Raw genomic sequence first — 12,916 nt, 5'->3', positions numbered from 1 at the left:
AACCCCTCCTTAATTTTCCCGTTTATAGAATGGTGTGGGAACTATTTTTGCCTTAAGCTCTCTTTTTCTCACTTGAATCAGTAATTCTGTTCCAACATCAGCATACCCTGCTTCAATTATTGCCCGGCCAACATTCTTTTTTAATGTTGGTGATTGTGTACCCGATGTAATATGACCAATGACCTTGCCGTCATATAGCACTTCATAATTTGTACGAGGAATGCCTTTATCAATCATTTCGATTCCGACGATTTTTCTTGCCGGGCCATTGTCAATTTGCTTTTTAAGTGCAGTTTTTCCAATAAATTCAGCTTCTTTATTAACTTTTACAGCAAATTTTAAGCCCGCTTCAATAGGTGAGATATCCTCCGAAAGTTCTTGCCCATATAAAGGAAGATTAGCCTCAAACCGCAATGTATCACGGGCCCCAAGTCCAGCAGGAACTAATCCTTTCCCCTTTCCTTTCTCTAAAATCAGGTGCCAAAGCTTTGCCGCACTATCAGGGGAAATGTAAATTTCAAAACCATCTTCACCTGTGTAGCCGGATCGAGAAACCAGACCTTTATCCTCAATAGATTGGAAGGTTACGTCTGTTGCAAATTGGAAAAATTTAATTTCATCTAGATTTGTATTTGTTAGTTCCTGTAAAATCGATTGTGCGAAAGGACCTTGAATTGCAAGCTGTGCATAATCATTCGAGTCATTGGTCACCTTAAGTTCACTTGCATCATATGAATTATGCTTTGTTAACCACTCATAATCTTTTTCCGTATTCGCTGCATTTACAACAAGAAGATAATTATCCTCTTCCAGCATATATACAATTAAATCATCAACTACTCCTCCATCTTCATAGCATAGAAAAGTATAGTGGGCTTTTTTCGGTGTCAGTTTGCTAATATCATTCGTTGTCATTCTTTGCAGGAATTCTACAGCTTTTGTTCCTCTTACAGTAATTTCTCCCATATGAGAAACATCGAATAACCCAGCTCTAGTCCTTGTTGCCTCATGTTCTTCCTTTATACCAGAAAACTGTACTGGCAGGTCCCAGCCGCCAAAGTCAATTGTCTTCCCGCCATCCTTAGCATACTCAGGAAAAACCGGCGTTCTTCTTAATTCTGTCGTCAAGCCTATCCTCTCCCCCTAAAGAATTTATTGCGTCCTTAACAAAGCAAACCCGAATTAAATGCATTATTCAGATTTCTCGGACATGAAAAAACAGAGATTTCTGATGTTAAAGAAATCTCTGTCCTTGTACCAGAAAGTTGCGCACTTACATGTTTATAGCAATGTAAGCACTTGCTTCTTGGGTGGTTTACAAAATGTAAACGCTCTCCAGAGTTGTGTCTGATAAGAGTCTGTTTGCCTGAGAGATTCGTCTTTTAGCTTGCTCCTTCGGCGTTACAAAGAAATTGTAAGCTCTCCCCTTATCTTCATCCACAGCATATTTTTTAGATATAATGGTAAAACTAAAAGAATAAAACAGAAAACCTCTGCCTTTTCTTGAATAATACCATAATTATAGGAAAAGGTATAGTGAAATCCAAATTTTAATAACAGGAAAAGGGAGTATCATATGGATTTTATTCATTTACAAAAAGACAATAAATATATTAGCAATCTTGAAGAGAAATTGAATAAAGATGGACCCTTCTCACCCTTTCATTTATTATCACTTGCTTATCAAGCTGAACAAAATAGAATCATCCCGACATTTACCGGTTTAAGAAGCTTAGACCTTTTACCACAGATGAATTTTCTTGATCATCAATTGCAAACAGCGAAAAAAACAATTGAGAAAATGAATGGGAGAGCCATTCTGGCAGATGAAGTTGGTCTGGGCAAAACAATCGAGGCTGGGTTAATTTTAAAGGAGTATATGATACGTGGCCTGGTAAAAAAAGCGTTGATACTTGTGCCTGCCTCCTTGGTAAATCAATGGGTCAACGAATTAAACAGTAAATTCCTAATACCAACAGTTGCTTTTCGCAAGAATCATAGCTGGAATCAAAACGCGGTAATTGTATCTTCATTAGATACTGCAAAACGTTCTCCCCATCGTGAGGAGATCTTAAAAAATGAATATGATTTTGTTTTGATTGATGAAGCACACAAACTAAAAAACCATAGAACGAAAAATTATGAATTTGTGCGGGCAATTAATAAAAAATATTGCTTGCTATTAACAGCTACACCTATCCAAAATGACCTGATGGAAATATTCCATTTAATTGCTATTTTAAAACCCGGGCATCTTGGAGACTTCACTTCTTTTAAGAAAAGATATGGAGGAAAAGCCAATCATACAGGGGATCATAATTATCTAAAACAACTTATCGACAGTGTTATGATTCGCAATACAAGAAAAAATACAGATATCGCCCCATCAAATCGGTGTATCCAAACAATCTGGGTCGACTTCACCAAAGAAGAACAGAATGTATATAGCTTGCTCAATCAATTAGCACCTGATTTTAATTCTTTTACAAAGATTACTTTGCTGCGCGAATTATGTTCTTCACGGGAGGCTTGTTACCTCTCTCTCGCAAAGCTCTTAGACAATAGTCAAGAAAAACACGAATTACAAAAGGTTATTCAGACAATTGAAACCTTGCCACACCATGCAAAGGCAAAAAAGGCAATCGAATTGATTCAATCTATCGGTAACGAGAAAATCATTATTTTCACAGAATACCGTGCAAGCCAGGTTTATCTTCAATGGTATTTACAGCAACACGGGATTAGCTCTGTGCCTTTTCGGGGAGGTTTTAAACGCGGAAAAAAAGACTGGATGATTCAACTTTTCCGAGACCAAGCGCAGGTCTTAATTGCTACAGAGGCTGGTGCAGAAGGAGTGAATCTGCAATTTTGCCACCATCTGCTAAATTATGATTTGCCATGGAATCCCATGAAGGTCGAACAACGGATTGGAAGAATTCATCGCTTTGGTCAAAATCATGATGTAAAGATATATAATATGGCAGTGCGTCATACAATTGAAGAACATATCCTGACCATTCTCTATGGAAAAATTCAATTATTTGAAAATGTAATCGGAAAGTTGGATGCAATACTATCTGAATTAAATATTTCGAATATGGAAGAGGAAATTAAAGCAATTTATTCAGAGTCAAGCTCTGAGGGGGAAGCAAAAATTAAGATGGAGCATTTAGCATCAATTGTAAAGCAGATGGCAGAAGAATCTGAAACGGCAGGTGAAGGAATTGAACATAGCTGACTTAGAGAAATTTATCGTAGATTTTTTCGCAGCAAATCAATGTGAAATTTTAGCACAGCACGATGGGGTAATTAGCGTTCAGCTTACGGAGGAATTGGATAAGGTTTTAATGAACCGACCCTTCTATTGGCATTATATTAATAGTATAGGTGAAAAAGGTTCTCCAATGACATTAACGTTAATAACTAACCCCGACAGGAAAAATGAGGAAGGAGAATGGATACATTTTGGAAGTCCTCGACTCCAGCAAATTTGGAATTACTTAATTGAACAAGAAAAATACACACTGCTTTTTGAAGCAATACATGCTGAACAGAATACGGCATTGTATCCCTGGCTGCTGACAAATATAAAAATAAGCTATAAAGGCAGACAGAAAAAAGCTGAGCTTATTTCCTTAGGTATTCAATTAATAAATGGCAAAATTATTGTCAACATGATGGAGGAATTAAACAAGCTGGATTTGAAACAGCAAATTTCAAATTATTGTTTCACCCTCTCTCCACTTATTTCATTGACGAATGGCTATCGCAGAGTTGAAAGTGTTGTATTAAATTATATTGAGAAACAACCACATGATTGGGCCCTTGAGGCAGAACAAACATTAAAAGAAGAAATTGCAGTATTAAATCATTTTTATCAGGATAATCAAAATGACAAACTGCTTGCGAAAGAAATAGAAGAATTAAAAACGCGATACGAACCGGAAATAAGACTGGAGGTAGTAAATGGAGGACTGATTTATTTAAATGAAGCATTATAATGCTTCATTTATTTTTTATAAATAATCGAAAAGAAAATGGCAGCAAACCAAACCAGCGATTCATATAAAATACTTTTGTCTGTCTCTCTTCCTCCTTTTTCTTCTTCCTTTCAACTTTCGAATGATTAAAGTACCGGACTACCTCTTCTGTTAAAAATTTCAAATAGTTGTTTGTTGACATCATTCTAACCTCCTTGTTTCTTATAGCATATACGAGTTTAAAAAATATATACAAAAAATAAAATAAAAAGAGGATATACGATTGTTGTGTCGAATAATATTATTTAAACAAAGAATAAGGAGGTGAACTTTACATTGAACCCTGCCCTGCCAATTGTTGAAAGGCTAATTAATAAAGCAATTGATCAACAGGCCACAGATATTCATTTCTATCCCTTCTCCAATGAGACAAAAATCTACTTTCGCCTCCAAGGTAAACGCATTTTCCAGCAAGCCATTACCATCAAACATTATGAGCTCTTACTCACTTATTTTAAATTTACGTCTGGAATGGATATAGGTATATCAAAGAAACCACAGGATGGCAGCATCCCTCATGAAATGCATCCATCAGGCATATTTTCACTAAGGCTTTCCACTCTCCCGCTTTCAGATTTAGAGAGCCTCGCAATAAGAATCCTGCCGCAAGAAGAACAGCTTCCTCTCGAACGTTTATTTCTTTTTCCACAACAATTAAATAGGATAAAATCCTGGACAGAAAACCGCTCTGGAATAATACTTCTTACTGGACCTACAGGCAGCGGAAAAACCACTACCTTATATGCATTACTGCAAAATATCATTAATGAAAAGTCCTATCAGACAATTACGTTAGAGGATCCTATCGAAAGAAGATTAGATAATGTACTCCAGGTGCAAATAAATGAAAAAGCTGGCATTACTTATCAAGCGGGCCTAAAAGCAGCACTTAGACATGACCCAGATATGATTATGATTGGGGAGCTTAGAGACAATGAAACGGCAGCATTCGCGTTCAATGCCTCCTTAACTGGTCATCTTGTTTTAAGCACCTTACATGCAAAAAATGCCCAAGGCACAATTTTTCGGTTACTTGAAATGGGAATAAAACAACAGGATCTGCTTCAATCACTAATTGCTGTTGCAGCTTTACAATTAATCCCAATCAAACTAAAAGGCAATGTCGAACGACGCGCTGCAATCCTGGAACTGCTTGAGGGAGATAAATTAGAAAAAATAATACTGAATCAGAACAGCAATCAATATGATGGTTATCATTCGTTCGAACACTTAAGGAGGAAAGCATATGCATATGGTTTCTTCAATGAAACAAATTTTTACGAAACAGCAAAATAAATTTCCTGAACAAATTCAATTGCGTTTCCTGAAGCGAATTGAACGTTTACTTGGTAATGGTTATCCGCTGCTGGAAGCATTAGAGGTTATCGCATGGGATAAAGAACTGACAAAAATAGCTGACCATTTTATTACCGCTCTAAAAGCAGGAAAACGATTTGATTATATTTTGGAAGAGTTAGAATTTCACGATATAATCCGCTCCTTTCTTTATTTTACTCGAGCAAATTCCAATCTTGCTGAGACTATTGGCAAATGCGCTGAAATGTTTGAACAACACTTGCAGAACACAAGAAAGTTCAAGCAGATTTTGCGCTATCCGCTTATCCTATTGTTTATCTTTTCCCTCGTACTTTTCTTTATTAATCAACAAGTGCTCCCATCCTTTCATTCCCTGCTTCAATCTTCAACCCATGCACAGCAGACCATATTTTGGCTTATTCTCATAATGGATATTCTTCAATATGTTTTTATAATTGGCGTACTTTCACTTTTTATTTCCGTACTATTTTGGAAAGTATGGAAGAAACATATTAAGATTGACAAGCAACTGAAGTTTTATAACTCTATCCCCATTTACCGCAGCTTTCTCCGTCTGCAAACTTCCTTTCAATTTGCTGCACACTTTTGTTCTCTCCTTAAGGCTGACCTTTCACTCAAAGAGATACTGCAGGAATTAGCCACTCAGCAAAAACTGCCAATAATAAGTTTCTATGCACAATTATTGATTCAAGATTTAAATCGCGGCTTTCACATCAATACTTTGCTTACAGAGTTACCTTTTATCGAAAAGCAGCTATCTGGAATATTTCAGAAGAATGCAGATGCGTCCGCTCTTGAAAAAGATTTAGCTATGTACAGTGAGATGACTTTAGAAGAAATACAACGTATTATTGTGCAGGCTATAACATTAACTCAACCAATATTTTATGTAATACTGGCAGTTTTTATTGTTTTTATATACGCAAGTTTAATGTGGCCCATGTTCCAATTAATAAATACATTTTAAAGGAGAAAGAATAATGTTAAAAAATCAAAAAGGATTCACACTAGTAGAGATGTTAGTCGTCATGCTGATTATAACTGTACTGCTTATATTAATTATTCCAAACTTAACCAACCAGACAAATAATGTAAATGATAAAGGATGTCAGGCACTAGCAGCAGTTGTCCAAGCGCAGGCGGATGCATATTATCTGGATAATGGCTCCTATGCTTCATCTATCAATGATCTACTCACAAATGATTATATCGATGAAAGCCAGACAAGCTGCAATAATGATACACGTTTAATTCTATCGAACGGAAAAGTAATTTTACAATAAAGATGAGAAAGAATGCTTTTACCTTAATCGAAATGCTGCTCGTATTAAGTGTTCTTTCAATACTTATCTTATTTGCCGCACCCTTCCATGCTTCGACTATTACAAAGCAGGAAGAAAAACAATTTATTGAACTTTTTCAGTTTGATGTACTGCTAATTCAAAATCAAGCGAGTATACAATCCAAACGTAAGATGTATATACGATTTTTTGATGACCATTATTTAATTCTTCATGGAACAAATGTCCCTTATGCAAAAAGATCTTATCCACGTGGATGGTCGATAGTTGGAATTAATCGAATTCTTGAATTCCACAATAGCGGCACATTCCTTAGTCCCAGGACTATTACGATGTATTCAGAGGATGAAAGAATTGCTTTTATTTTTCCGTTAGGCAAAGGAAGGTTTTATATTGAAAGAGAAAAACGGATATTCAATAATTGAAGTAATTATTGCTGCAAGTTTGTTTCTAAGTACAGTCGCTATCTTTGTCCCGATTCTAAACCAATTACAAATTGAGAAAAATATACTACGTGATAAAAGAATTGCCATTTATCAGCTGCATGAAGAACTGCAGCAATATATTTGGACAGACACACCTATTTTACCTGCAGCATATAGCGATAATATTTCAGGCACCCCCCTGCAATTCAAATTTATTGAAATAAATCAATTGATTAAAGGATGTGTTGAGTGGAAAAATGCCAAACAAATCAGCGAAACACACTGTTTATATGCCCATTCTAACAAATGAAAAAGGCTTCACTTTCATCATAGCACTTGCAATGATAGCTATACTTGTAATGACACTTCCCTTTCTCAGCTACACAATTAGAATCGTTCATCCAAATACCAGCTATGATGAACTTTCAGTAAATGAATTTTATCGTTTTATTCGCGATGAGCTAATTCAAACTCATACGTTCTCTGTTATTGATAACAAGCTATATCTTTTACAGGAAAAAGAGCGGGTCTCGGTAATAAGTAAATATAATGATCAAATCCGCAGACAAGTTGATAATAAGGGACATGAAATATATCTGCGTGACGTTGCTGCAGCAGATTTTATTGAAAATGATTATGGAATTAAAATTGTAATCACAAATAAGAAAGGAACAACATATGAAAGGACATTTTCATTCTATAATGAAAAATGACGGTTTCATTATGCTGCAAGTATTATTTACTATTGCCCTATTATTCATTCTTGTCACAAGCAGCATAGCTAGTTATCGCAATGAAGTTTATATCACTAAAAGACAGATAGAACAAGTTAAAATTGAAACACTTTTTCAAACAGCACAAACGAAGTATAAACAAACTTTATCTGAGTCAGGTCCCCCTCTATCCCCAGTCAGCTACAATTTTCCTGATGGAACAGTTGACATTTCGGTTAGCGATTACACAGAGCATTATGTGAAGCTACAATTCCTTATTACGTTTCATGATAAAGAATCTGATGCATACTTTTCAATTAATCATTTGCTTGTCCGTTGAATAGCAGGCACTTTGAATTATGTACACTTTTTAACAATGTGAATTTTTTCACCAATCATTCAACGCTTTCTAATATAATAAAGATAATAATAAGAATAAGGTTGAGGTGATTTTAATGGAGAAAACATTAAAGGTAACAAATGTTATGAGTGATCCAACCAGATTCAATATTTATCAATATTTAGTAGAGAACCATGAGGATGTTAATGTTACAGAGATTGCGGAACTATTTGATATTCATCCGAACGTTGCAAGACTTCATTTATCTAAATTAGAAGATGTGAACCTTGTAACTTCTTATTTATTAAAAACAGGAAAAGGCGGTCGCCCCGGAAGGCGTTATAAACTTTCAGACGAAGTAATTGAAGTGAACTTCCCAGCACGCGATTATAAAATTCTTTCTTCTATTACACTTGAGTCTTTAATAGAGCTAGGCGAACCTGGCAAACAAGCCCTATATCAAACAGGTAAAAAATATGGAATAAAAGCCATTGAAAATTATACTTTACCCCAGAATACTGATACAACTATTGACCAAAAGATTATAATGCTGGAAAATGCCGGGCGTATGCTTGGGATGTACCCCACATTTACCTATCAACCTGAAAGTGAAAGCATCTCCTTTTCCGTCCAAAATTGTCCATTTAAGGAAATTGCGACAGACAACTATGAAATAGTTTGTGATATGCATCATTCATTTCTTAAAGGCATGTTTGAAGCTTTATTCACTGGGATAGAATTAATTGAAGAGAAAAATATGTTCACAGACGGCTGCAGTAATTGTGCTTACACCGCGAAACTTACAAATGTTTAATGTGAATCGTTTACAATATTTGTTTCCTCGTTTATAATAACAATGAAAGGTATTGTAAAAGGAGGGGGAAAGGCATGGATCGTATGTTTCGCGTGCTTGCTTTTTGGACAGGTATTTTTTCTGTAATGTTCTACGTAGGTGATATGATGGGACCTGCAGTATTATCCTTAGTCCAAACAGTATTTTTCCTTACAGTTAGTTATTTGAGATTGTCTGAAAGAATGTATATGTATTTATTCGGAGCGTATTTAACGGTGTTCATCGTAGGATATACATGGTATTCTGAATTTATACTTGTACCTGGTTTCGGCAGCTAAAACTCAAGAAAAAAGTCATGCATGGAAAGTGCATGACTTTTTAATTTGGCGATAATTACTTTTCTTATAAAATCATTAGAATAATCCATTTCTTATAAAAGAATAAATAGTGTTCTGTTCAAAAATATGATATAGACACTCACCTATTGTAATCAGAAAAACATTAAGGATAGCTTTGCTGTCCTCCTATCTTCTTGCACAACCCCAGCAGAAACGATTATTAATTTAGAAGCTATCGTTGTTATATACGAAAGAATGGATTATTCTCTTTCTCAAAGCCTATAGAAGTACTTGGACCATGACCAGGATTAATAATATAATGTTCATCAAGTACATATAACTTTTCTTTTAGAGACTTTTCAAGTACAGACAGATCACCGCCAGGAAGGTCTGTTCTTCCAATCCCTTGATTAAATAATATATCCCCGCTAAAAATCTGCTGAGACTCAGGGAAAATAAAGCTGACGCTGCCAGGTGAATGGCCTGGGGTATGAATTACTTCCAAAGTAAAGCTCCCTATCGTTAATTTCCCTTCATTTAATAAATTTTCAGCAGGTGATGCAATGATCTCCTCTCCTATTAATTTATATGAGCCATTCATTTGAGGATTCCCTAACCATGCTTGCTCTGCTGCGTTTATGTATACACCAACATTATAAGCCTTTCTTAGTTCTTCTAAAGCACCTATATGGTCAAAATGAGCATGTGTTAATAATATTGCTTGTACGGAAAGTTGATTATCGTCAATATAATTACGAATACCTTCTGCATTTCCACCCGGATCAATAACCAATGCTTGATCTTCCTGAGAAATGATATAGCAATTTGTAGAAAATAATCCAACTGGCATGACTTTAATCTCCATTATTCTGCTACCTCCCTATTCTTTCTAAACAATTACATATTATGCCACAAACTAACTTCAATAGCGAACTTCTTCTATAATTTATTCTTCCTCCTTCTTGAAATACTTTTTAAGATTATGTATATATATCTGTCAACCAATTTAAAGGAGTAGCTAATAATGTTACTGTGGAAAACATTTCAATCCTCTGTTACTAAAGCAGTGTTCAGAACACAAAATAGCTGGAACAAAATAGGCTATCGGCCGTGAGAGAAACCGCTCGGGTATTTGAACGAAAGGTATCATGTAGAATGGCTTGCAGCTAGTTTAACATGAAACCAATCAAATAATATGGTTTTATCTCGACAAAATTACGAATATGCATTAGAATAACTATAGAGTACTTACATAATAATACTAAGGGGTCCTTAGCTCCACTTCTTAAGTGTGCTGGGGGAGAATAGAAATAAGGAGGTTACATTCATGTTTCATATCATTTTAGCAATTTTATTTTTACTAGTTGCTCTTCTTGCAGTTGTATCCGTCATTCGTCAATTGAAAATTAAAAACCTATTTGCATTAGCATTCTCAGCTCTTACCGCTGTATCATTCGGATTTTTCTCCATTGCAACTTTAATTTCCGAGCTAGGCAACTTATAATTAAATGAACAATAAAAAATAAAACAAAAGATCAGCAGAACAATTGATGTTCTGCTGATCTTTTGTTTTATTCGCCTTTTCTTCTCTATAAGAAATGCAGATAGGACAAGAAATGTCCTACCTGCAATCATTTGTATTATTTATTATCAAAGTTAATAAATCTGAAAAGATCTCCATATATCAAATCATCAGAGTATCCTAATTCAAGATCAACTTTGTCCTGAATTGCATTACATGCAGAATTTGCTGTCTGAGCAGTATTTTCATCTGTCTCTTCATCAGAATCGAGCAATTCACCAGTTTCTATATCATAACAAAGGCCAGCAGTTGAGATATAATCATCGCTGACAAAGTCTCCATTCCTTAGCGCAATATAACCTTTTCTTTCGTTAGCAAATAGGTCATTACCAAAATAGAGATCAGACTCATTCTCAATACCTAAAAGGCTAAGAATAGTTGGTTTTAAATCAATCTGTCCACCTAATGTTGAATTCACTTCTCCTTTACCATGTCCAGGTATGTGAATAAATAATGGAACCTTCTGTAATTCAACTTGATCAACAGGAGTAATCTCTTCTTTATCCAAGTACATACTCATTGCTTTATTATGGTTGGCACTGATACCTATATGGTCTCCCATAATAACAATAATTGAGTTTTCATACACTCCCGATTCCTTCAAGTGTGCGAAGAATTCTTCCAGTGCTTCGTCTGCATAGCGTACAGCTGGGAAGTAGTTATTCAGTGTATTAGAATTTGAATCATAAGGTTCAATTGACTTGTCTTCTTCGTCCAGCTGGAATGGAAAATGGTTCGTCAATGTGATTAATTTAGAATAAAACGGCTGTTCCATTGATTCCAGATACTTAATGGATTGTTCAAAGAACGGTTTATCTTTAAGGCCCCATCCAACTGAATTTTCCTCATTAATTTCGTATGCATCTTCACTATAAAAATGATCAATCATTAAACTTTGGTACATCCCATCTCTATTCCAGAAACTCTTATTATTTGCGTGGAGTACTGAAGAGAAATATCCTTCCTCTTTTAGAATTTCTGGCATTGCATGATATTCATTACCACCATGAGTAAAGAATACAGCCCCACGGGAGAGTGGGTATAGTGAATTTTCGACAAGGAATTCAGAGTCTGATGTTTTTCCTTGACCTGTTTGTTCATAGAAATTATCAAAATAATAGGTATCCTCATCTTCTGCTAATGAATTTAAAAATGGAGTTATCTCTTCGCCATTTACTTCATTGCCAATAACAAAGTTTTGAACAGACTCTGCATTCACGAAGATAACGTTTTTGCCTTTAGCTGCTCCAAATAATTCCGATTTTTCATCACTAAGCTTTACATTCTCATCAATATACTGCTCAATTTCAGGAAGCTCATTCCCATCTGCAAAGACGCGCTGTGATTCAGCTTTTGAATGAACCACTAAATCATATACATGGTAGTTAAAAATACCAATATTTTTAACTAAATACTCCCTGTCAAAAGCACGTGTAAATAATTGTGGTCTTTCCATTTCTGCCAGGAAAAAGTTCCCAGCAAGCAGAAGTAAAGACATTGCAAGAGCAAATACCTTGCCTCGTTTTAAGTAATTTACAGATATTGCATTTTCATGTTTCTTACTCAGATACCAAATAAGCGCTGCATCTGCAAATAGTAAAATATCATAAGGCTTGATCAATGTTAGAATACTAGAACCTAAATCAGCCATGTTGCTGCCCATAAATAACTGTGGAATTGTAATAAAGTCAGTAAATTGACGATAAAACACTAGGTTTGCAAATACAACAAAACTCATGATAAATGCTGTATATCTCAAATACTTCATCTGTCTGGATGGTTTACTGAACCATACTGAAATAGCAAAGATCAGAAATGCAGACACAAATGGGTTAATAAATAATATAAATTCCTGCATACTATTATCTAACTCAATATTGAACATAAATCGGTAAACAATATATGTTTTAAGACCGAAAAGCAAGCTGGTTAATATATATAATGGTATTCTTGCTTGTTTATTTCTCATTTTAAATCCTCCCAAATATTACCCGAACATACGCAAGAAAAGACACATGTTTTTCTTCCATAGTTCCCTAATTGAAT

16 protein-coding genes and 1 riboswitch are annotated in these 12,916 nt (G+C 35.2%); of the genes, 12 read left to right on the top strand and 4 right to left on the bottom strand.

The genetic code is table 11. From position 1 onward, the window contains the following. Positions 1 to 9 precede the first annotated feature (9 nt). Positions 10 to 1,128, bottom strand: a complete 1,119-nt coding sequence (gcvT, locus tag NST93_RS03465; RefSeq protein ID WP_405101217.1) for a glycine cleavage system aminomethyltransferase GcvT — start codon at positions 1,126 to 1,128, stop codon at positions 10 to 12. Between the two features lie 216 nt (positions 1,129 to 1,344). After that, positions 1,345 to 1,437, bottom strand: a riboswitch (glycine riboswitch). Between the two features lie 139 nt (positions 1,438 to 1,576). On the opposite strand from gcvT, the gene NST93_RS03460 reads away from it, so the two are divergent. Together NST93_RS03460 and NST93_RS03455 are read left to right on the top strand one after the other, a co-directional pair. Beyond that, positions 1,577 to 3,238: a DEAD/DEAH box helicase gene (locus NST93_RS03460; RefSeq protein WP_405101215.1), complete on the top strand. Its 1,662-nt coding sequence runs from the start codon at positions 1,577 to 1,579 to the stop codon at positions 3,236 to 3,238. After that, positions 3,225 to 4,001, top strand: a complete 777-nt coding sequence (locus NST93_RS03455; protein ID WP_405101213.1) for a YqhG family protein — start codon at positions 3,225 to 3,227, stop codon at positions 3,999 to 4,001. The genes NST93_RS03460 and NST93_RS03455 overlap by 14 nt, the downstream gene beginning before the upstream one ends. Before the next feature lie 4 nt (positions 4,002 to 4,005). On the opposite strand, the gene NST93_RS03450 is transcribed toward NST93_RS03455, so the two are convergent. Then, positions 4,006 to 4,182: a YqzE family protein gene (locus NST93_RS03450; protein WP_405101212.1), complete on the bottom strand. Its 177-nt coding sequence runs from the start codon at positions 4,180 to 4,182 to the stop codon at positions 4,006 to 4,008. A 134-nt stretch (positions 4,183 to 4,316) separates the two neighbouring features. On the opposite strand from NST93_RS03450, the gene comGA reads away from it, so the two are divergent. The 9 genes from comGA to NST93_RS03405 all read left to right on the top strand — a co-directional run bounded on the left by comGA (position 4,317) and on the right by NST93_RS03405 (position 9,288). Then, positions 4,317 to 5,336: a competence type IV pilus ATPase ComGA gene (comGA, locus tag NST93_RS03445; protein WP_405101210.1), complete on the top strand. Its 1,020-nt coding sequence runs from the start codon at positions 4,317 to 4,319 to the stop codon at positions 5,334 to 5,336. Then, complete coding sequence (gene comGB / locus NST93_RS03440) at positions 5,287 to 6,345, top strand: competence type IV pilus assembly protein ComGB (protein WP_405101208.1); 1,059 nt, start codon at positions 5,287 to 5,289, stop codon at positions 6,343 to 6,345. Before comGA ends, comGB begins: the two co-directional genes overlap by 50 nt. 13 nt (positions 6,346 to 6,358) lie before the next feature. After that, positions 6,359 to 6,661, top strand: coding sequence for a competence type IV pilus major pilin ComGC (gene comGC, locus NST93_RS03435; RefSeq protein WP_405101206.1), 303 nt, complete (start codon positions 6,359 to 6,361; stop codon positions 6,659 to 6,661). Between the two features lie 2 nt (positions 6,662 to 6,663). Continuing rightward, positions 6,664 to 7,104, top strand: coding sequence for a competence type IV pilus minor pilin ComGD (gene comGD, locus NST93_RS03430; protein WP_405101204.1), 441 nt, complete (start codon positions 6,664 to 6,666; stop codon positions 7,102 to 7,104). Next, complete coding sequence (locus NST93_RS03425; RefSeq protein ID WP_405101202.1) at positions 7,073 to 7,414, top strand: hypothetical protein; 342 nt, start codon at positions 7,073 to 7,075, stop codon at positions 7,412 to 7,414. The genes comGD and NST93_RS03425 overlap by 32 nt, the downstream gene beginning before the upstream one ends. Then, entirely contained in the window at positions 7,362 to 7,817 is a 456-nt protein-coding gene (gene comGF / locus NST93_RS03420) for a competence type IV pilus minor pilin ComGF (RefSeq protein ID WP_405101200.1), read from the top strand. The genes NST93_RS03425 and comGF overlap by 53 nt, the downstream gene beginning before the upstream one ends. Next, entirely contained in the window at positions 7,783 to 8,157 is a 375-nt protein-coding gene (locus NST93_RS03415; protein ID WP_405103985.1) for a hypothetical protein, read from the top strand. Before comGF ends, NST93_RS03415 begins: the two co-directional genes overlap by 35 nt. A 115-nt stretch (positions 8,158 to 8,272) precedes the next feature. Further along, positions 8,273 to 8,971, top strand: coding sequence for a helix-turn-helix transcriptional regulator (locus NST93_RS03410; protein WP_405101198.1), 699 nt, complete (start codon positions 8,273 to 8,275; stop codon positions 8,969 to 8,971). A gap of 74 nt (positions 8,972 to 9,045) precedes the next feature. Further along, the gene (locus NST93_RS03405; RefSeq protein ID WP_405101196.1) at positions 9,046 to 9,288 is read left to right on the top strand and encodes a DUF2626 domain-containing protein; all 243 of its coding nucleotides are present in this window, start codon (positions 9,046 to 9,048) and stop codon (positions 9,286 to 9,288) included. A 241-nt stretch (positions 9,289 to 9,529) separates the two neighbouring features. Here the strand turns inward: NST93_RS03405 and NST93_RS03400 are convergent, their stop codons facing one another. Beyond that, a complete protein-coding gene (locus NST93_RS03400; protein WP_405101194.1) occupies positions 9,530 to 10,153 on the bottom strand; it encodes an MBL fold metallo-hydrolase in 624 nt (207 codons plus the stop codon). 462 nt (positions 10,154 to 10,615) lie between these two features. Here NST93_RS03400 and NST93_RS03395 point away from each other — a divergent pair, with 462 nt between their 5' ends. After that, positions 10,616 to 10,792 carry a DUF2759 family protein gene (locus NST93_RS03395; RefSeq protein WP_405101192.1) on the top strand — a complete coding sequence of 59 codons (177 nt, stop codon included), beginning with the start codon at positions 10,616 to 10,618 and terminating at the stop codon, positions 10,790 to 10,792. Positions 10,793 to 10,928: 136 nt separating this feature from the next. Here NST93_RS03395 and NST93_RS03390 read toward each other — a convergent pair whose 3' ends face one another. Continuing rightward, a complete protein-coding gene (locus NST93_RS03390; RefSeq protein WP_405101190.1) occupies positions 10,929 to 12,839 on the bottom strand; it encodes an LTA synthase family protein in 1,911 nt (636 codons plus the stop codon). Between the last annotated feature and the right edge of the window lie 77 nt (positions 12,840 to 12,916).

The sequence above is a fragment of the Oceanobacillus sp. FSL H7-0719 genome (assembly GCF_045040795.1).
GTDB lineage: Bacteria > Bacillota > Bacilli > Bacillales > Amphibacillaceae > Oceanobacillus.
This window is presented reverse-complemented; position numbering and strand designations above follow the sequence as displayed.

Coding starts and splice junctions, on each gene's coding strand:
- NST93_RS03460 (WP_405101215.1), top strand. CDS start 1,577: ATGGATTTTATTCATTTACAAAAAGACAATAAATATATTAGCAATCTT.
- NST93_RS03450 (WP_405101212.1), bottom strand. CDS start 4,182: ATGTCAACAAACAACTATTTGAAATTTTTAACAGAAGAGGTAGTCCGG.
- comGB (WP_405101208.1), top strand. CDS start 5,287: ATGCATATGGTTTCTTCAATGAAACAAATTTTTACGAAACAGCAAAAT.
- comGC (WP_405101206.1), top strand. CDS start 6,359: ATGTTAAAAAATCAAAAAGGATTCACACTAGTAGAGATGTTAGTCGTC.
- comGD (WP_405101204.1), top strand. CDS start 6,664: ATGAGAAAGAATGCTTTTACCTTAATCGAAATGCTGCTCGTATTAAGT.
- comGF (WP_405101200.1), top strand. CDS start 7,362: ATGCCAAACAAATCAGCGAAACACACTGTTTATATGCCCATTCTAACA.
- NST93_RS03415 (WP_405103985.1), top strand. CDS start 7,783: ATGAAAGGACATTTTCATTCTATAATGAAAAATGACGGTTTCATTATG.
- NST93_RS03410 (WP_405101198.1), top strand. CDS start 8,273: ATGGAGAAAACATTAAAGGTAACAAATGTTATGAGTGATCCAACCAGA.
- NST93_RS03405 (WP_405101196.1), top strand. CDS start 9,046: ATGGATCGTATGTTTCGCGTGCTTGCTTTTTGGACAGGTATTTTTTCT.
- NST93_RS03400 (WP_405101194.1), bottom strand. CDS start 10,153: ATGGAGATTAAAGTCATGCCAGTTGGATTATTTTCTACAAATTGCTAT.
- NST93_RS03395 (WP_405101192.1), top strand. CDS start 10,616: ATGTTTCATATCATTTTAGCAATTTTATTTTTACTAGTTGCTCTTCTT.
- NST93_RS03390 (WP_405101190.1), bottom strand. CDS start 12,839: ATGAGAAATAAACAAGCAAGAATACCATTATATATATTAACCAGCTTG.